Origin of the sequence: Hymenobacter pini, from assembly GCF_020421205.1 — a bacterium.
Taxonomy (GTDB): Bacteria; Bacteroidota; Bacteroidia; order Cytophagales; family Hymenobacteraceae; genus Hymenobacter; species Hymenobacter pini.
On record NZ_JAIZZH010000002.1, the window covers coordinates 925942 to 944560 of the forward strand.

Consider the following 18619-nt stretch of genomic DNA (forward strand, 5'->3'; position numbering starts at 1 on the left):
CGGGCTAAACCTCTCCCCTACTCCTGCCGCATGAACCGCCGCCTGCTTCCCGTTGCCTTGCTTCTTACTTTCGCCGCCTGCCGCTCCACGGAGCAGGAAGGCTCCGTGGCCGAATCCCGCGACCAGAACCTGACAGAGCTGGAGGGCGAGCAGTCGACCACCGAGAAAGTGGGCAACACGGGCCGGGGCCACGCCTATGTGCGGCGCTTCTACGAGCAGAAAGGCCGCTACTACGCCGTGGTAGATTACGTGCAGTTTCTGAAGGGTCCCGATGCCGTGGCCGCCGCCCAGCGCCGCGGCGACGCCATTGCGGAGGTGCAGAACGGCGACACGGTGTACTCGGTGCCCAATGACTACTACATCGTCAACGATACGAAGAAGGAACGCACGTTGCCGCTGCGCAGCGGTGCTACGTTCCGGTTCTGGCAGAACGGCGGCAACGGCCTGGCGCAACGGCCCTTGTCGGCAGAGCAGGTACTGGCTGCCCCGCCAGCCTCGTTGCAGTACGCGCCGTTTGTGGTGGTAACGCAGCAGGGCGAAATTGTGAGCCTGACGGAACAGTACGTGCCGTAGGTCAGCAGCGTCGGGGCAGTTTATTCCGAAAAAGCTGACTCCCGACGGTCTGGCAGCCGTATAGCAGGTATCTGTTCACTGAAACTTACCTTTCCTGCTATGGCCACTACCCCGCCCTCTGTAACTCCTGATGAAACCAACGACCGTTCGGCCGATGCGGCCCAAGGCCGCCAGGCCGGTAGCGCCGTAGGCCAAACGGCCGGCCGCCCCACCTACGGTAGCGGCGGCTACGAACTGAACCTTGACGCCGAAGCAGGCGACGAGGGTGGTTCGGGCAGCGCCTCTTCCTCCAACGAGCGGACCAACCGGACGGAACCGCGCGACGACGAGTAACCAGCCGCCTGCGCCGAATAAATGGCGTAGCTTATCTAAAGCCCAAACCCACAGCGGCCCGGTAGTGAGTACTACCGGGCCGCTGTGGGTTTATTAGAAGTACGAAACCGGATGCAAACGAAGCCTTACCCCACGAATGGCGCTTTAAACTCCGGGGCTTTGCGCTTTTTGGAAGCCTGTTCATACGCGTAAGCCAAGGCCAGCAACGGCCCCTCCTGGTAGGCCCCGCCCACAAACGACAGCCCCACCGGCAGGCCATGCGCCTGCCCCATGGGTACGGTGATGTGCGGGTAGCCCGCCATAGCCGCCGGCGAGGAAAAACCGGGCCCGCCGCCCCCGTCGCCATTAATCAGGTCGATGCAACGGGCGGGGGCATTGGTGATGGCCACAATGCCATCAAGCTTCTGCTGGCGCAGTACACCGTCGAGGGCGGCTTTGGCCCCCTCGTGCGACTTGCGCAGCGCAGCTTGGTATTTAGGGCTGCTGAGGCCTTCCAGCTTATCGGAAGATTCCAGGATTTCCTGCTGGAAGAAGGGCATGGCCTTCGCCTTATTTTCGGTGTTGAAACGGATGACGTCGGTGAGCGTTTTGACCCCGGCCCCGGCCGTAGCGAGGTAGTTGTTTACGCCATCCTTGAATTCGTAGAGGAGCACATCGTACTCCGCCTCGCCCAAAGGGTCGGTCAGCTTTTCCACCTCTACTTCTACCAGCGTAGCCCCTTGCGCTTTTAGCACTTCCAGCGCTTCTTTGAATAGCGCAATGGCGTCGGAGGAGCCTTTCAGGTGGTTTTTCTCCACACCCAGCCGCTTGCCTTTCAGGCCGTCCGGTTTGAGGAAGGTAGTGTAGTCAGCTTGTCCTTTACCAACGCTTTCTTTGGTTACGGCATCCTGCCCATCCTCGCCGGCCAGCGCGCCCAGCAACATGGCCGCGTCGCGGACGGTGCGGGTCATGGGGCCGGCCGTGTCCTGGGTAGCGGAAATAGGAATGATACCCGAGCGGCTCCACAGGCCCACGGTGGGCTTCAGCCCAACCAGCCCGCAGCACGAAGCCGGCGACACGATAGAACCATCGGTTTCGGTGCCAATGGCCAGCGCGCACAGGTTGGCGGCTGCTGCGGCCCCCGAGCCGGAACTGCTGCCGCTGGGGGTACGGTCGAGGATGTAGGGGTTTTTGGTTTGACCACCTACGCTGCTCCAGCCGCTGGTGCTGCGCGTGGAGCGGAAGTTGGCCCACTCGCTCAGGTTGGTTTTACCGAGCACAATGGCACCGGCGGCGCGTAGCTTCTGCACGATAAAGGCGTCTTGCTGGGCCCGGTGGCCAGCCAGTGCCAACGAGCCCGCCGTGGTGGGCTGCTGGTCGGCGGTGTTGATGTTGTCCTTCACCAGCACCGGAATGCCGTGCAGGGGGCCGCGCACTTTGCCGTTTTTGCGCTCCTCGTCCAGCTGGTCGGCCAGTTTCAGGGCCTCGGGGTTGGTGAGCAGCACGGCGTGCAGGCGGGGGCCGGCTTTATCGAGCTTGTCAATCTGCTGCAGATATAGCTCGGTGATGCGGCGGGCGGTGAGCTGCCCGCTTTTCATTTTCTCCTGCAGGTCGGCCACGGTAGCTTCGTGCAGTTCAAAGCTGGAATCGGGGCCCGGGGCAGCGTCCGGCGCGCCGGTATCAGTGGCAGCTTTGTCGGGGCTCCCGGAACAGGCAGAGAGCGAAACGGTGGAAAAGGCAAGGCCGGCGAGGGAGCCGGTGCGCAAAAAGAAACGGCGGTTCATAGAAGCAGGAATTTGGTCTTTCAAGGTACTGGAGAAAGTACTGCCGTAAAAACCCGCTACCTGGAAAGCGCCATCCGCCAAACCATGTTGCTACGCTGTTCTCAGCATTTTTTAGCATATTTATGAGATGACGGAGCTACCCTACGCGCATTCTGCTGTCTTTCATTTCCTGATTACAACAGCTTTTTACCCGTTTTTCCCGCTCTGCCGCCTATATCCACCCATCTATGCAACTTGAACTTATCTTAGAAAATCCGGGAATTACAATAAGTTACGACCATGATATGCAGTGGCAGTACGTGAACTGGCACGGAGTGCACGACATTGCTTCATCAAGGCAGTGCTGCCTGCTGATGCTGGAGGCCATGCGGCTACGGCCCTCGGCCAAAATCCTGAATGATAACTCCAACATTATCCGCACTTCGGTGCATCTCACTGAATGGTCGCTGCAGTGGCTGGCCTCCATGCACGAGGCCGGCCTGCACTATCTGGCCTGGGTGTACGCGGCCGAGTTTCCGGAGAGGCAGTCTACTGAGGCCATTGTGAAGTACATGGCCCGGCCCACGGTGGCTTCGTTTGATGATGTGGCCACGGCTTACAACTGGCTGCTCCGGCAGCACGTGTCCCCGCGGCCCTAGCCAGCCGGCGCCTAATTATGTACAAACCTGAGCAGTAGATGCGTCCGTATCCGTGGGGTACGCTCTTATCACCACCTGCTCATGCATTCAGTTATTCCAAAGGCCGTAACGGGCCGTTTTGTGGCCACGGCCCTGTGCGCGGCGCTACTTTCCACCAGCTGCTCCGACGACGACGAGACGACCAACACCACGCCCGCCTTACCCGACACGGTGGCCTTTACCCAGGCGGGCTTGTACCCCGAGGGGGTGCAGTACGATGCCACCGGCCGCCGCTTTCTGGTGAGCTCCCAAACCCGCGGAGCCGTGGGCCAAGTGAAGGATGATGGCACTTATAGCCAGTTTGCCGATGACCCCGTGCTGGTATCCACCATTGGCATGCGCGTGGACGAGGCCCGGCAGCGGCTATTGGTGGCCGTGTCGGACCCCGGCTACAACACCGCCCGCACCAGCACGGCTACCCAACGCAAACTAGCCGGACTGGCTGCTTTCAACCTGACTACGGGGGCGCGGCTGGCTTACACGGATTTGGGGGCGCTACGGCCGGGCCAGAACCACTTCGCCAACGACATTGCCGTGGATGGGCAGGGCAACAGCTACGTTACGGACAGCTTCTCGCCGCTTATCTACAAGGTGGATGCGCAGGGTACTGCCTCCGTGCTGCTGGAAAACGCCCAGTTGGCTGCTCCCGCCGGTGCTTTCGGCCTCAACGGCATCGTGTACCACCCGGATGGCTATTTACTGGTAGCCAAGTCCAATGAAGGGGCCATCTTCAAGATTCCGCTCAGCAACCCTTCCGCTTTCACCAAAGTAACGCTGCCGCAAGCTCTTACCGGGGCCGATGGAATGCTGCTCCAGGATAACAATACGCTGCAGGTGGTTACCAACGCCCAGGCCAAAGTGTACCGGCTAAGCTCTACCGACGGTTGGACGACGGCCACCGTTACGGGCACCTTCAGCACCCCGCCCCAGTACCCCACCACGCTGGCCCGCCGGGAGGGTGCCGACAGCTACGTGCTCTACTCCAATCTGAACGCGCTGCAGGCCAACCAGAATCCGCCGGTTTCGGTGTTCACCATTGCCCGGGTGAAGTTCTAGCCTGACAAGGTTACGTGGTTAAAAAACTCAGCGAGGCCGGGGGTATCACTCGGCCTCGCTGAGTTTTTTGGCAATACCGGCCGGCACGCCGGCGCTGTTCAGTAAGCCGCTCACCAAGCCCTGCCGCCACAGCGAAAACACGGAGTAGCGCAGCTCCCGGGCCGAGTTAATTTTTCCGGGCTTCAACGCCTTACCCGGCCGGCGGGGGTTGTTGTCCCGAATAACCAGGCCGTTGATGAGCGTGGTTTCTATGCGGTGCAGCACGCCGGGGCGGTTTTGACGGTTCAGGCGCTGCAGCTTCAGGTCGGTGTACCGGCCCCACATGGTGCCCCGGGCAGCCTGCCGGTCCAGCGTCATCTGAAACCGGATTTGCTCTACCTGCCCACTCCGGAAACTGAGCCCCCGGGTAGGTACCGTCATGGAGTTCAGGATAGCCAATGGAGCTGCGCCGAAGGTACCTGCTACCGTATGGCGGCCAGCTGGGTCCAGCAAATTGGCGCGCAGCGTGAGCCGGGCCACGCACTGGTTTTGCAGCCGGCCGGTGGCCTCACCGGTTAGCGGGTTGTTGGGGCCCATACGGCGTGGGTCGTTGCTCGCGTTGCGCAGCGTGCCGCCAAAGCGGGTAATCTGCATGGTGCCGGGGGTGGCCTCACGCGGGGCGCGGTAAATCATGGTGATGGTGGTTTGCGCAATCCGCAGGCGGTTGAGAGCAAACCGGAAGGGTAGCTTGCCTAGAGCTTCGGGCGTTACTACGGAGCGGCGCGGGTTGATGGGGAAGCGCCCATCAGAACGGGTGGTTACGCGCGCACCCCGAATAGCCAGCTCCGTGGCCCGCAGTTCCGCCCGGTTTACCGCCGCTCGGGCATCAAAGCCGCTTAGCTGCAGCACCGGCAGCCGGGCCGTTACGTGAGCCGCCTGGTGGCCCTTCCGGCGCGCCAGCTCCACCACTGACATCATGGGCAGGACCAGCACATCGGTCAGGCGCAGTAGCCCTGCTCGGGTGTCGGCCCGCAAACCCTGCCACGCTACGCCGTAGTACGGGGAGTTGAGGGCGGCCGTGGTAGCACCGGTTTGCAGCTGCCAGCGTTGGGCGTAGTACAAATCGGTAGGCCGCTGGGGGCGCGGCAGCACCTGCAGCCGGAAGCCCGTGAGCTGGATGGCAGCCACCACCGGCGCCAATTCGGTACCGGCTACCCGCAGGTTACCATTCGCAACTACCAGCGCTTGCAGCTGGCACACACGCAGGTACGGAGCCAGCATGGTATGGAGGCTGGGCGGTTTCTGGGCGGGGAGCGTAACGGCCAGGCGCGGCGCAGTGAGGCGCAGCGAATCGGCCCGGAACTGCCGCCGCACCAGCTGCGGCAGCCGGAGCCCCGTGAGCTGCAGCCGGGGTAATGCCAAGCTAGCCCGGATGGTAGCGGTGCGTTGCGGGCTGATAGGCCGGGTCGGATGCAGCACCAGTGAATCGAGCAGCAGCTGCCGGGTGCGGGAGGAAATCTGCAGCCGCCGCAGCTGCAGGGTGTGGCCCGGCAGCTGCACCGCCAGCCCCCTAACCTGAGCTGCCACCTGCGCCGCGTAGCCAATGCGGGCCGAGTCGGCGGCCCCAGCAGCACTCAGGCGCACATCGTGCAGCAGCAGCGTAGTAGCCCCAGTAGCCACCGTGGGCCGGGCCGCCGGGCCGTAGGCGCCGTGCAAATGCCGGATAGTCAGTTTTCCCAGTCGAATCCCGTCCACGGGCAAGCGGGTGTAAAGCGGGGCTTGCTGCTTGGTTTGCGGCAGCTCCTGCAGGCGTACGGCCACAGAGTCCAGCGTCAGGCTATCCACGGGCACCTCGGCGCGGCGCAAAAGGGCCAGCCAGCTCACGCCCCGCACTTGGCCACGCCCCAGTGCCACCTCCAGCCGGGGCAGCCCGGCTGAATCGGGCCCGGCCCCCACAGTACGCAGGCGCACGGCGCGCACCGTGGCACCCAAGGGCCACAGCTGCGTACGAAGCTGCCCAATGTGCAACCGGTAACGGCCCCGGCTGGCGGCATACACCCGCTGCTCGGCCTGGCGCTGCAGCCATGGGTCGAGCCAGAAGGTGAGCAGCGCCCAACTACCCAGCCCCACCAGCAACAAAATACCTACCAGCCACCGCCCCCAGTGGAGCCGCCGCTGAACCGGTGACGCAGAAGGAGCGGAAGTAGCAATGGTGGGCACGGCAGGGCTTACGCAAGAGCCGCTATGCAGGGTTGTGCCCCCAGGGCCGCGCGGCAGAATCCGGCCGGATCTTCTACCTTCGCCGTTGTCAGTTGGTTATCCGGTATTTGACTTTGCCATGCACACTTCTCCTTCCCCCGATGCGCTGGCCCCGGCCGTGCTGGCCTCTTTTAGCCATACGTTCCGCAGCTACAAAACCCTGGCCGACCGCGCCCTGGCCCAGCTTACACCCACCGACTGGCTGTACGTACCGGGCCCGGAGAGCAACAGCATTGCCGTTATTGTGCAGCACGTAACGGGCAACCTTCGCTCCCGCTTCTCCGATTTTCTGACCACCGACGGCGAGAAGCCCACCCGCAACCGGGACCAGGAGTTTGAGCAGCCCGCTACCGTGGGCACTTTGCCCCAGGCTTGGGAAGAAGGCTGGCAGATTCTGTTCGACGTGCTGGACACCCTGCAGCCCACCGATTTGCTCCGAACCGTGTACATCCGGGGCGAGGCGCACACGGTGCTGGCGGCGCTGCAGCGCCAAGTGGCGCACTATGCCTCGCACGTGGGCCAGATTGTGCAACTGGCCAAGCAGTTGCGGGGCACGGAGTGGCAAACCCTGAGTATTGCCCGCAACCAGAGTGCTGCTTTCAATGCGGCTATGCAAACGCGCGCTAACCAATAGGTAATGCTTCCCGTTAATCGTTCGATGCTGGCTATTACTTCCCTTTTGAACAACCAGAACGCCGACCGGATCAACCGGCTCATCAAGAGCCTGGAAACGGAGTTCGGCCTGGATGACGTGCAGGCCACGCCTGACCCCCATATTACCTATCAACTAGCGGGCGTACGCAAACTTTCGGCCCTCAAGCAGGTCCTCCGCGACGTAGCCCGCCACACCCAGCCCTTCGTGGCTCACACCACCGGCCTGGGCGTATTTCCGGGCCCTAATCCGGTTATTTACATTCCGGTGCTGCGCTCCGATGCACTTAACCACCTCCACAAGCGCATTTTGCGTGCTACCGCACCTCTGTGCCTGCGCACCGATAAATTCAGCGGGCCCGACTGCTGGCTACCCCACATTTCCCTGGCCCTGCACGACACCACGCCCGAGCTGCTGGGCCCCGTGATGCAGTACCTCAACCAGCAAACCTTCAACCTCAAGCTCTCCATTAACAACCTAGCTATTCTGCGGCAGGAGGAAGAGCAGTTTGTTCCAGAGAAGGTGTTCACGTTTGAAGGCCACAAACACGAGCCCATCCCCTCGTTGTTTGAGAAGGCTGGCTAAGAGAGGCTTGGGCACGAGCAGCGGATTGGTGCCAGCGCGTTACCCGGCAATACTGCCCGTTCCCTGATACCTTTACCGTATTACTACACTTTCAGCCCTTTTCCACTCATGTACCAAACCGTACTGTTGCTGCACTCCTGGACGCGCTGGCTCGTCCTCATTTTTGGCCTTATTGCCCTGTTCCGGGCCTTTGCCGGCTGGCAGGGCCGCAAGCCCTATACCGGAGCCGATAATGGCATGGGGGCCGCGTTTGTGGGCTCCATGCACCTGCAGCTGTTGCTGGGTATCATTCTGTACTTCATCAGCCCTTATGGTGCCAAGGCATTCGAAACGATGGGTGGCGCCGTGATGAAAGATGCCACCGGCCGCTTCTTTGCCGTGGAGCACTTGGTGGGCATGCTGCTGGCCGTGGTGGCAGCGCAAGTGGGCCGCACGCTGTCCAAAAAAGCTTCCGACGCTACCATCAAGCACAAAAAAGCCTTTACTTGGTTTTTAATTGCACTAATCTTGGTTTTGGTAATGATTCCGTGGGGCATCTGGAACCCGGCCCGGCCGATTTTCCACGTGTAAATCGGTTTACAGGCCCGTTTTTGGCCTTATAATGCCCGGAAGGAGGTTTGCCGCTCGGCAAACCTCCTTTTTTATTTTTCCGCGACGCGCTTCTCTGATAAACTCCTATATTGCCGATACGCAGTATTCCCTTCCTCCAACCATCTACACATGAAACAACTTTTTCCCCTCGCCCTGTTGCTGCTAGTTGGCTGCGAGCAGGCTGCCCTGCCCACGCAGGCGCCCGCTCCCCAGGTGGCCGCTGCCAACGCCGCTGCGCCTGCCAGTTCCACTGATTCGTACATGCGGGGCTTTTCCAAGTTCGACCAATGCATCTGGGGTACTGGTATTTGTGCTGTAGCCGCCTCTCCCGATATGGAAACCGGCCGTAGCGGCCCGGCTCTGCGCACCCCCCGCGTCCGACTCACGCTGCGCGGCCAGCGCCTGGATGTGGAGTTCCTCACCCCATTTGACCCGGCAGTACGCATCCTCACCATCCGCCCTCGGGAGGAGTTCTTTGTAGCCCAGCCCGAAACCGATGCCCTCGGTGCCAATGCCATCAAAGTGCTGCGCGGCAGTTACCCCATTGACCAGCGTGTGGGCGAGTACGGCGGCCTGCACTTCAACGTGCAGGTATACTAGCCGTTTGGACACACAGAATCCGGCCCGGCTGACGCCCATTGGGGAATGTCAGCCGGGCCGGATTCGTTTTACCGGGTTGGGTGGTTAGATACTTTGCCCGCCCGAAACCTCAATGCGCTGGGCGTTGATCCAGCCTGCCTCGTCGGTGCACAGGAAGGCCACTACCGGGCCAATATCGGTGGGCAGGCCCACGCGGCCCAGGGCCGTAAGCGAGGCAATGTGCGCATTCACCTCCTTATTGTCGCGGGTGCGGCCACCGCCAAAATCGGTTTCAATAGCGCCCGGAGCCACCACGTTCACCCGAATTCGGCGGCCTGCTAACTCCTTGGCCTGATAGCGGGTAAGTGTTTCCACGGCTGCCTTCATGCTGGCGTAGGTGGCGGAGTTGGGAATGACGATGCGCGTCAGGCCCGACGAAATGTTGATGATTCCCCCGCTGTCGTTCAGTAGCGGTAGTGCCTGCTGCGTCAGGAAAAACGGCCCTTTGAAGTGGATGTTCAGCATGGCATCAAACTGCTGCTCCGCCACCTGCTCGTAGGGCTGGTAGAGGCCCGTGCCGGCATTGTTAATGAGGAAATCAAACCGCTCGGCTCCGAAGGTAGTGTGCAGGGTAGCTTTTACCTGCTCAAAGAATGCCGGGAAGCTGGCGGTGTGGGCGGTGTCCAGCTGCAAAGCAGCCGCTTTTCGGCCATGGGCTTGCAGCTCCGCTACTACAGCCTCGGCTTCGGCCTGCTTGGTATGGTAGGTGATGATGACGTCCAGGCCTTTTTGGGCCAGATGCTGGGCCATGTTTTTGCCGAGGCCGCGGCTACCGCCCGTTACCAGGGCTATTTTGGTGGTGCTCATGCGCTGTGGAGGTTAGTTGACAAGGCAAAGTTCGGCCAGCCCGGCGGCTGGCTTCTGGTGAGTAGTTCAGATTAATTGGTGACAGTTTCCGAAGTTTCGGCCCGCTGCTGGGCCCATAACTCCTCCCGGTACTGCCGGGGCGTGATGCCCACAAAGCGCTTAAAGAACTTGGTGAAGTTGGAGTGGTCGTAGGTGAGGCGGGCCGCCACTTCGGCCACTGTCTGCCGCGGGTCACTGAGTAGCTCCTTGGATACCGCCACCAGCTTACGCTCATAAATGGCGCAGGGAGCCTCGCCGGTGGTCAGCCTAAGCGTGTTGCTGAGGTGAGTGGGGTGAATGCACAGCTGCCCGGCAAAATCCCGAATTTCCAGTGCCTCCGTGGCCCGGCCGGCCACCAGATCATCCACGTGAGCGTGGACCAGACGGGTAAAATCGGCGGTTATTTCGTGCTGGCGGGCCAGAATTTTCTTCGGAATGATTACAGTTGGCATCGTATCAGAGGGGAAGCGAAGGAGTGCTAACGGGTTGACGCACGAGGAGGCTATATATTGGATAATGGCTGCTATGCTACCGTCGTCTTTAAAACATCTGCTCAGCTGAATGGTTTGATTTACGTAATTGCGCGTCATGATCAAGCCCACCACCCTCGAAGATTTCTACCGGCAGAAGATCCATTGGCTGCCCGACAACCTGCAACAGGATATCGGACATTTCAACGTGTTCCGGCTCGACGACTTTGTGGGGCCGAATGCCTGCCACTTACCCTACAGCCGCAAGGACTTCTACAAAATCACACTGGTAAGGGGCCGCAGCAATTACCACTTCGCCGATAAGACGGTGGAAATACGGGGCAACGCCCTGCTGTTTGCTAACCCGCTGGTGCCCTACGACTGGGAGCCGCTGGATGATGACCAATCGGGGTATTTCTGCATTTTCACGGAGGCATTTCTGCAGCGTACGCAAGGCGCGGGGGCACTGGAGCTACCCATGTTTAAGCCGGGTGGGCAGCCGCTTTATTCCCTCACCGATGCGCAGCTGGCCAGTGCGACGCAGCTTTTCGAGAAGATGGCCACTGAACTGGATTCAGACTACGCCTTCAAATACGACCTGTTGCGCAACTACGTGTTTGAGCTGGTGCACAGCGCCCTGAAGCTGCAGCCCGCCACCACGCTCTACCAGGAAAGCAACGCCGCCACCCGCATTGCCTCCCTGTTCACGGAGCTATTGGAGCGTCAGTTTCCCATTGAAACGCCGGGCCAGCAAGTGCGTCTGCGTAATGCGCACGCCTTTGCCGGGCAGTTGGCCGTGCACGTCAATCACCTCAACCGGGCCCTGAAGGAGGTAACCGGCAAAACCACCACCCAGCTCATTGCCGACCGTTTGGTGCAGGAAGCCCACGCGCTGCTCAAGCATACGGCCTGGAACGTGGCGGAAATCAGCTACTGCCTGGGCTTTGAGGAGCCGGCCCACTTTACCAACTTCTTCCGCAAACGGGCCGGCACTACCCCTACCGCCGTGCGCGCTGTTTGATTTTTGCAAGCATCCGTTTGAAACGGGCAAGCCGCTGGCCTCTGCCCTGCTCTAGTTTTGCAGTGTACTAACACACACGACTATGAGCACATCTCAAACCTGGTTTGTCACCGGGGCGTCGCAAGGGCTGGGGCTGGCGCTGGTCCGGCAGCTGCTGGCCGCCGGGCACCGCGTGGCTGCTACCTCCCGTCGGCTCAGCAGCCTTACCCAACTCCTCGGCGACGCCTCCGCCTCGTTCCTTCCGCTCGAAACCGACCTCACTACCGAGTCCAGTGTGGCGCAGGCCGTTTCGCAGGCCACCAGCACTTTTGGCCGCCTGGATGTGGTGGTCAACAATGCCGGCTACGGCATTGGCGGCAGCGTGGAGGAGCTTTCTGATGCCGAAACCCGCCAAGCCTTCGACGTGAATGTGTTTGGAATGCTGAATGTGATACGGCAGGCACTGCCGCACATGCGCACTGCCGGGTCCGGACACATTATCAATATTTCGTCCATTGCGGGTATTTCCGGCAACGTAGGCTGGGCCATTTACGCGGCTACTAAGTATGCCGTGGAGGGTGTGTCAGAGGTGTTGGCGCAGGATCTGGCGCCGCTGGGTATTAAAGTGACGGTAGTAGCCCCGGGCGCGTTTCGCACCAACTTCCTCACGCCCGAGTCGCTGGTACTGGCCCGGCAGCCGATTGAGGCGTACCAAGCGGTGCGGGCTTCGCACGAAAAGTACCTCGCCATGAATGGCACCCAGGCCGGCGACCCGGAAAAAGCCGCGGGGGCTATCATGCAGCTGGCTGCGGCAGCCCACCCGCCCGTGCATTTGCTACTCGGACAAGATGCCTACAAGCGGGCTACGCTTAAGCTCGAAACCTTCCGCCAGGAACTGGAAGCCTGGCACCCCCTTACCGTTTCAACGGGCTTCGCGGAATAGCGGCAGCCAGGACCGGCGGGGAGCAGGGTTACCATATTACGATTTGGTTTCTTTTCACTTACAGCTGCAATAAAACGGGGGCCTGCGCGTCTGCCTATGTAGCTACTCCACTTTCTAACCGCTTTTCCTATGCTGTATCAATTCGCAAGCCTCGCCCTGAGCGATTCGCTGACCTATCACGAAACTGAACAACTCCATGACTACCCACAACATCTGGTTTGTGACCGGCGCCTCGAAAGGCCTGGGCCTGACCTTGGTACGCCACCTGCTGGCCCACGGCTACACGGTAGCAGCCACCTCCCGCAACCTGCAGGAGCTCCAACAAGCCGTGCCGCCTAGCAACGGCCGTTTCCTGCCCCTGCACATGGACCTCGGCAACGAGGACAGTGTGCGGCAGGCCATTGAAACCACCGTCAGCACGCTGGGCGGGCTGCACGTAGTGGTGAATAATGCCGGCTTTGGCCAGGTGGGCGCGCTGGAAGAACTGACCGACGCGGAAGCGCGCCGCAATTTTGACGTGAACGTATTTGGGTTGCTGCACGTGCTGCGGCACGCCACCCCCCACCTGCGGCGACAGGGTGCCGGCCGGGTGTTCAATATTTCCTCGGTGGGCGGGTTCACGGGCAACTTTCCGGGTTGGGGCATCTACTGCGCCACCAAGTTTGCGGTGGCGGGCCTCACCGAATCGTACGCGGCGGAAGTGCAGGAATTTGGGGTGCAAGCCAGCGTGGTGTACCCTGGCTACTTCCGCACCAACTTCCTGACCAGCGGCTCTCTGGGCACTCCGCAGCAGCCGCTGGCAGCCTACCAGGCTGTGCGCGACTCGCAGGAGGCCCACGAGCAGCAAATAAACGGCAACCAGCCCGGCGACCCGGAAAAAGCTGCCGCCGCCTTGCTGCAACTTAGCGAAACCGAACACCAACCTCTACACGTGTTTCTGGGCGCTGACGCCTACGACATGGCCGAGCAAAAAATAGCCCTGGTGCAGCAACAGATGCAGCAGTGGCAGGAATTAGTTACCAATACTAGTTTGGTACCGGCGCACTAACATCGTATTTATAGCATATAAAAAAGGTCCGTGGCATAGCTGCGGGCCTTTTTTGTTCGTAATCCGAAGATTTACTGCCTTTTTTGCATTCTGGTACCACCCGCAGGGTGAGCCACCAGCCCGATTCGGAACCTTCTTTTTCTGGGGTAATCCGGCTCGGGCTTCCGTTTCGCCCATCCTCTTACGCCTTTGTCATTGCGCACTGCTGCCCTTCTTGTTCTGCTTTTTCTGATTTCCGGCGGTGCTTTCGGCCAGACCAAGACGCGCAAAGCGGTGGCCCGCCGCGGCGACGGAGTGCAGGTACTGCTCCAGCGCTACGGCCTGAACACCCGCCAGCAGCAACGGCAGTTCAAGCAGCTCAACCAAGGCCGTTTTACCCCAACCGGCGGCTTGGTGGTAGGCCGACACTACGTATTGCCGGCTGCCGCCCCCAGAGCCAAAATTACCGCCGCAAAGTCGAAAGCTAGCGGCAGCCTGAAAGCCAGCAACCCCACCTCGCACGGTAAAAGCACCCAGCCGCTGCTTCCGGCAGCTTTGTTCGGGCCCAATTACAGCCCGGTACCGGTGCGTGACCGAGCCCTGCGCGGCGCCGTGTATTACCTCTCGCCCGGCCACGGCGGCCCCGACCCCGGTGCCATTGGTAAATATGGCTCCTACAAGCTGGCCGAGGATGAATACGCCTATGATGTGACGGCCCGCCTAGCCCGGGTGCTGATGGAGCACGGCGCTACCGTGTACCTGATGGTGCAGGACCCCAACGACGGCATCCGGGACCAGAACGTGCTGCCCATGGACTACGATGAGCTAACCTATCCGCGCCAAGTGATTCCGCTGAGCCAATTGGGCCGTTTGCGCCAGCGCATTACGCAGGTTAACAAGCTCTACGTCCGGCACAAAGGAGCCTACCAGCGCCTGCTGAGTCTGCACGTGGACAGCCGCAGCGAGGGGCAGAACATCGACGTGTTCTTTTACCACCACGCCAACAGCCAGGCCGGGCTGCGGCTGGCCAAGAACATCCACAAGGTATTCACCAACCGCTACAAGCGCGCCCAGCCCAACCGACCATATTCCGGCAACGTGTCGGAGCGCGGAAGCTTGTATGAGGTGCGCACCAGCCACGCCCCGGCCGTTTTTATGGAGCTGGGCAATATCCGCAACGCCAAAGACCAGCGCCGCTTCGTGGTGGCCGACAACCGCCAAGCCTTGGCCAACTGGATTTATGAGGGCCTGCTGGCAGACTATACCGGCCGGTAAGGCAACGGATACATAGCACAACTATCCGTCATCCCGAGCGAAGTCGAGGAATCTCGCGTGCTGGTGTTGCAAGGTAATCTTAACATCAACACGCGAGATTCCTCGGCTTCGCTCGGAATGACGGATAGTTGGGTTTGGCAGATCGGACTAGATTCCAACCCGCAATACACAGCCTACTTCCGGCCTTTGCGGATGGCTTCGATAGCCCGGTCCCGGCCTTCTTTCAGGTCTATGAGTGGCTTGGGGTACTTGTCGGTGCCGTATTCGGGCACCCATTTCTTGATGTAGGCCAAGTCGGGGTCGTATTGCTTTTGCTGGGTTTCGGGGTTGTACACGCGAAACCAAGGCGCGGCTACTGCCCCGGTGCCGGCCATCCACTGCCAGTTGCCCACGTTGTTGCTCATATCGTAGTCGAGCAGCTTCTCGGAGAAGTAATGCTCCCCCAGCGTCCAATCCATAAACAAGTGCTTCACCAAATAGCCGGCCGCCACAATGCGCGCCCGGTTATGGATGTAGCCGGTTTCGTTGAGCTGGCGCATACCCGCATCCACAAAGGGCTGGCCGGTGTGGCCCTCGCACCAGGCCTTGTACTCCTTAGGCGCGTCGCGGTAGGGTAAGTGGCGCATTTTGGGGTCGTAGGCTTCGGTGGCAGTGTTGGGGAAGTGCCAGAGCAGCATCATGAAGAAGTCGCGCCAAATCATCTCATTCAGCAGCTTCTCGTTGAGTTTATCGGCCTGCTGCATGAGGCTGCGGATGCTGACCGTGCCAAAGCGCAGGTGCACCGACATGCGGGTGGTGCCCCGCTCCAGAGCGGGCGTGTCGCGGGTTTTATCGTAGTTCTTCACTACCTCAGCCGGGGGTAGCTTGGCGGGCACTGTGTACTGCTCGTGGCGCTTGAAACCCATTTTTTGCAGGGTGGGCCGGGTTTTATCGGCGGCCAGGGGCTGGGCCAGGTTTTCCTTTTTCAGGAGCCGGGCCGAAGGGTGAGGTTTGAAGTCCTCGGGCTTCATCTGGGCCTGCCAGGCTTTGGAGTACGCCCCGAATACCTTGTGCGGCTTGCCGTTTTTGGTCAGCACCTCGTCCTTGGCGAAGATGACCTGATCCTTGAAGCTGCGCAGCTCCGCGCCGTGCTTCTGCAGCAGCGCGGCCACGGCGGCGTCGCGCTCCGTGGCGTAGGGCTCGTAGTCCTCATTGGTGTACACGGCGGCCACGTCATAGTCCTTCAGCAGCTGCCGAAATACGTCCAGCACTTTGCCGTAGCGGGCCACCAAGCCGCCACCGGCCGCGTGGGCCTCATCAGACAACCGCTCCACCTGATCGAAAATAAAGGTAAGACGGGCATCCTCGGGCTTCAGCTTATCGAGGATGGTTTTGTCGTAGATGAACAAGGGCAGTACGGGCTCCTCGGCTTGCAGAGCCGCCGCCAGGCCCGCGTTGTCCTCGAAGCGCAGGTCGCGGCGGTGCCAGAAAAGATTGATTTTCATAAATACGCTAGCAGTGAAACGGCCAAGTGGCGGGCCGTTGGGTACTGCTAACGGCGGAGTTTATAGTTGAGTTAGCCCACGCGCTGTATTGTCATCCTGAGCAGAGCGAAGGACCTTATGACGTTGAATCGGACTGGTGCAACGTCATAAGGTCCTTCGCTCTGCTCAGGATGACAGGGGATTATTTAGCAGCCGGATTTACGAGCAACTGCATTACGGATTCATCAGCAGGTACAGCAGGTTGTGGTACAGAATCCCCTGCTCGCCGTCGTGGATGCCGTCGAGGCCGGCGTCCTCCAGGAGGGCTTCCACTTCCTCGTAGTCCTGCAGAAAGTCGATTTCCACTTCTTCACTGTCAGGCTGCTGGGTGTGGATGAGGTAGCGGCGCTTGGGCTCCAGGGTGATGTAGAGCTTGCGGTAGCGCGTCTGGGCTATCAGCAGGGCATCGTAGGCGGCTATTTCGTCCTCATCGAGGTGCACGTACACGGTGGTTTTCTCACTCTCGGGGGTGTGGTGCAGGAAGCTGGCAAGGTCGATGGGCATGGCGGCGGGCTGAGGGTGGAACGGGGCGAAGGTACGGCCCGGCGGTGGCCGGGCTTTAGGTCTGGCAGAAAAGTTACCTTCGCAGCACCCATTTTTCCCATCCACCCCACTCCCACCCTGTTATGCTGAATCAGCAAGACCACGCCCACATCGGCGGGCAGCCGCTGCGCCCCGAAAGCCTCATGATGAGCTACGGCTACACGCCGGCCTGGAGCGAAGGCGCCATCAAACCGCCCATTTTCCAGACGTCCACTTTCGTGTTTAAGAACGCCGAGGAGGGCAAAGCCTTCTTCGAACTGGCCTACGGTCTGCGCCAACAGGGCCCCGACGAGGAAATGGGCCTGATTTACTCCCGCCTCAATAACCCCAGCCTCGAAATCCTGGAAAACCGTCTCTGCCTCTGGGACGGGGCCGAGGAAGCCGCCTCCTTCGCCTCAGGCATGGCCGCCATCAGCACCACCCTGCTGGCCCTCTTGCAGCCCGGCGACGTAGTGCTGCACTCCGAGCCGGTGTACGGCGGCTCCGATTTCTTCCTAAAAAACGTGCTCCGCAAGTTCGGCATCGAGGCCGTGGGCTTCCGCCCCACCGCTACGCCCCAGGAAATGGAGGCTCTGGCCGCCAGCCTAGCGCCCGGCCGCCTAGCCATGGTGTTCGTGGAAACGCCTGCCAACCCCACAAACCACCTCGTGGACCTGGAAGCCTGCGCCTCCCTGGCCCGCCGCCACAGCACCCCCGAGAAGCCCGTGCGCCTGGTGGTGGATAATACCTTCCTGGGCCCGGTGTTCCAGCACCCGCTCCGGCACGGTGCCGACGTGGTGCTGTACTCGGCCACCAAGTTCCTGGGCGGCCACTCCGACCTGATTGCCGGCGCGGCCCTCAGCAACCGCGCCCTGATGAAGGAAATCAAGGCCATGCGCACCTTCATGGGCACCATGTGCGACCCCAACACCGGCTGGATGCTCATGCGCAGCCTCGAAACCCTGAAGCTGCGCATGGAGCGCGCCGCCACCTCGGCCCAACTCATTGCCGACTGGCTGCGGCAGCATCCGCAGGTGGCCCGCACCTACTACCTCACCCACCTAGAGCACTGCCCCGTGCAGCAGGACATCTACCAGCGTCACTGCCTATCGCCGGGCGCCATGATTTCGTTCGACATCCGGGGCGGCGAGGCCGAGGTTTTCCGCTTCCTCAACGCCCTGCGCCTCATCAAGCTGGCCGTGAGCCTGGGCGGCACCGAAAGCCTGGCCGAGCACCCCGCCACCATGACGCACTCCGACATCACCCCCGTCGAGCAGCACGAAATGGGCATCTCCCCCCAGATGATCCGCCTCAGCATCGGCGTAGAAGACCCGCAGGACCTGATGCTGGATTTGAGTCAGGCGTTTGAGGCGGTGGGCCTGTCGCAAACGGTGCGGGAGGTAGCGGAGGTGTAGCAGACCACCCAAAGACGATAACATTCAATAATCTCCCTAGAACTGATAATGCCTCGAGGTTATACTCTAATTGAAATTGATATTCCGCAGGAATGGGATTTCGATTTAATAGTCAAGTGTCACGAGATAGTCAGACAGGCCTTTCCCGAAATCCTGCCCGAAGGAGCGCCAACACTTGAGTATGATTTGATTGCAGTATCTAGTCCTCATAATCCCGGACTAGGCCCGCATTATCCCGCCATCGGCATTTACTGTCCCGATAAACTGGCGCAGGATTCTATAGCATCAATTCCTTTTTTTGATATCTATGATCGAGCCGACGCTTGGATATCCCAACTTGGCTTGGAAGAACTTAAAGCTCGTGCTTCTCGTGTAGAAGCGGTTAGTTGGGAGTGGCTAAAAGTAAATAAGGTATATCCTGTTCGAAACTAGCACATAAAAAAGCCCGCCGCTAAACGTCAGCGGCGGGCTTTTTATATAGTATTCACTAT

At 60.6% G+C, this 18619-nt stretch carries 20 protein-coding genes; 14 read left to right on the forward strand and 6 right to left on the reverse strand.

Translation table 11 applies throughout. The features are described from left to right. Window positions 1-30: 30 nt before the first annotated feature. Window positions 31-573 (forward strand): hypothetical protein, encoded by a 543-nt coding sequence (locus tag LF252_RS10580; RefSeq protein WP_226269547.1) that lies wholly within the window; start codon window positions 31-33, stop codon window positions 571-573. Window positions 574-672: 99 nt separating this feature from the next. Then, the gene (locus LF252_RS10585) at window positions 673-906 is read left to right on the forward strand and encodes a hypothetical protein (RefSeq protein ID WP_226269548.1); all 234 of its coding nucleotides are present in this window, start codon (window positions 673-675) and stop codon (window positions 904-906) included. A gap of 125 nt (window positions 907-1031) precedes the next feature. On the opposite strand, the gene LF252_RS10590 is transcribed toward LF252_RS10585, so the two are convergent. Continuing rightward, window positions 1032-2669: an amidase gene (locus tag LF252_RS10590; RefSeq protein ID WP_226269549.1), complete on the reverse strand. Its 1638-nt coding sequence runs from the start codon at window positions 2667-2669 to the stop codon at window positions 1032-1034. Between the two features lie 227 nt (window positions 2670-2896). Here LF252_RS10590 and LF252_RS10595 point away from each other — a divergent pair, with 227 nt between their 5' ends. Together LF252_RS10595 and LF252_RS10600 are read left to right on the forward strand one after the other, a co-directional pair. Further along, entirely contained in the window at window positions 2897-3307 is a 411-nt protein-coding gene (locus tag LF252_RS10595) for a hypothetical protein (RefSeq protein ID WP_226269550.1), read from the forward strand. Between the two features lie 81 nt (window positions 3308-3388). Then, on the forward strand, window positions 3389-4402 hold the full coding sequence (locus tag LF252_RS10600) for a gluconolaconase (RefSeq protein ID WP_226269551.1): 1014 nt from the start codon (window positions 3389-3391) through the stop codon (window positions 4400-4402). A 45-nt stretch (window positions 4403-4447) separates the two neighbouring features. Here the strand turns inward: LF252_RS10600 and LF252_RS10605 are convergent, their stop codons facing one another. After that, the gene (locus LF252_RS10605; protein ID WP_226269552.1) at window positions 4448-6601 is read right to left on the reverse strand and encodes an AsmA family protein; all 2154 of its coding nucleotides are present in this window, start codon (window positions 6599-6601) and stop codon (window positions 4448-4450) included. Window positions 6602-6719: 118 nt separating this feature from the next. On the opposite strand from LF252_RS10605, the gene LF252_RS10610 reads away from it, so the two are divergent. The 4 genes from LF252_RS10610 (at window position 6720) to LF252_RS10625 (ending at window position 9068) form a co-directional block, all read left to right on the forward strand. Next, complete coding sequence (locus LF252_RS10610; protein WP_226269553.1) at window positions 6720-7274, forward strand: DUF1572 family protein; 555 nt, start codon at window positions 6720-6722, stop codon at window positions 7272-7274. A gap of 3 nt (window positions 7275-7277) precedes the next feature. Then, window positions 7278-7877 carry a 2'-5' RNA ligase family protein gene (locus LF252_RS10615; protein WP_226269554.1) on the forward strand — a complete coding sequence of 200 codons (600 nt, stop codon included), beginning with the start codon at window positions 7278-7280 and terminating at the stop codon, window positions 7875-7877. A 108-nt stretch (window positions 7878-7985) separates the two neighbouring features. Beyond that, window positions 7986-8447, forward strand: a complete 462-nt coding sequence (locus LF252_RS10620) for a hypothetical protein (RefSeq protein WP_226269555.1) — start codon at window positions 7986-7988, stop codon at window positions 8445-8447. 150 nt (window positions 8448-8597) lie between these two features. Further along, window positions 8598-9068, forward strand: coding sequence for a hypothetical protein (locus LF252_RS10625; protein WP_226269556.1), 471 nt, complete (start codon window positions 8598-8600; stop codon window positions 9066-9068). An 84-nt stretch (window positions 9069-9152) separates the two neighbouring features. Here the strand turns inward: LF252_RS10625 and LF252_RS10630 are convergent, their stop codons facing one another. Together LF252_RS10630 and LF252_RS10635 are read right to left on the reverse strand one after the other, a co-directional pair. After that, complete coding sequence (locus LF252_RS10630) at window positions 9153-9914, reverse strand: SDR family NAD(P)-dependent oxidoreductase (RefSeq protein WP_226269557.1); 762 nt, start codon at window positions 9912-9914, stop codon at window positions 9153-9155. 71 nt (window positions 9915-9985) lie between these two features. Continuing rightward, complete coding sequence (locus tag LF252_RS10635) at window positions 9986-10405, reverse strand: helix-turn-helix transcriptional regulator (RefSeq protein ID WP_226269558.1); 420 nt, start codon at window positions 10403-10405, stop codon at window positions 9986-9988. A 136-nt stretch (window positions 10406-10541) separates the two neighbouring features. On the opposite strand from LF252_RS10635, the gene LF252_RS10640 reads away from it, so the two are divergent. From LF252_RS10640 to LF252_RS10655, 4 genes are all read left to right on the forward strand, one after another. Continuing rightward, window positions 10542-11444, forward strand: coding sequence for a helix-turn-helix domain-containing protein (locus LF252_RS10640; RefSeq protein ID WP_226269559.1), 903 nt, complete (start codon window positions 10542-10544; stop codon window positions 11442-11444). Between the two features lie 82 nt (window positions 11445-11526). Then, a complete protein-coding gene (locus LF252_RS10645) occupies window positions 11527-12366 on the forward strand; it encodes an oxidoreductase (RefSeq protein ID WP_226269560.1) in 840 nt (279 codons plus the stop codon). Between the two features lie 196 nt (window positions 12367-12562). Then, window positions 12563-13414 (forward strand): SDR family oxidoreductase, encoded by an 852-nt coding sequence (locus tag LF252_RS10650; RefSeq protein WP_226269561.1) that lies wholly within the window; start codon window positions 12563-12565, stop codon window positions 13412-13414. A gap of 195 nt (window positions 13415-13609) precedes the next feature. Continuing rightward, the gene (locus tag LF252_RS10655; protein WP_226269562.1) at window positions 13610-14668 is read left to right on the forward strand and encodes an N-acetylmuramoyl-L-alanine amidase family protein; all 1059 of its coding nucleotides are present in this window, start codon (window positions 13610-13612) and stop codon (window positions 14666-14668) included. Between the two features lie 173 nt (window positions 14669-14841). Here the strand turns inward: LF252_RS10655 and LF252_RS10660 are convergent, their stop codons facing one another. Both LF252_RS10660 and LF252_RS10665 read right to left on the reverse strand, forming a co-directional pair. Next, window positions 14842-16152: a cryptochrome/photolyase family protein gene (locus LF252_RS10660; RefSeq protein ID WP_226269563.1), complete on the reverse strand. Its 1311-nt coding sequence runs from the start codon at window positions 16150-16152 to the stop codon at window positions 14842-14844. Window positions 16153-16365: 213 nt separating this feature from the next. Then, on the reverse strand, window positions 16366-16695 hold the full coding sequence (locus LF252_RS10665) for a hypothetical protein (protein WP_226269564.1): 330 nt from the start codon (window positions 16693-16695) through the stop codon (window positions 16366-16368). Window positions 16696-16817: 122 nt separating this feature from the next. Here LF252_RS10665 and LF252_RS10670 point away from each other — a divergent pair, with 122 nt between their 5' ends. Beyond that, window positions 16818-18128, forward strand: a complete 1311-nt coding sequence (locus LF252_RS10670; RefSeq protein WP_226269565.1) for a cystathionine gamma-synthase family protein — start codon at window positions 16818-16820, stop codon at window positions 18126-18128. Window positions 18129-18176: 48 nt separating this feature from the next. After that, window positions 18177-18560 carry a hypothetical protein gene (locus LF252_RS10675; protein WP_226269566.1) on the forward strand — a complete coding sequence of 128 codons (384 nt, stop codon included), beginning with the start codon at window positions 18177-18179 and terminating at the stop codon, window positions 18558-18560. Window positions 18561-18619: the final 59 nt, after the last annotated feature.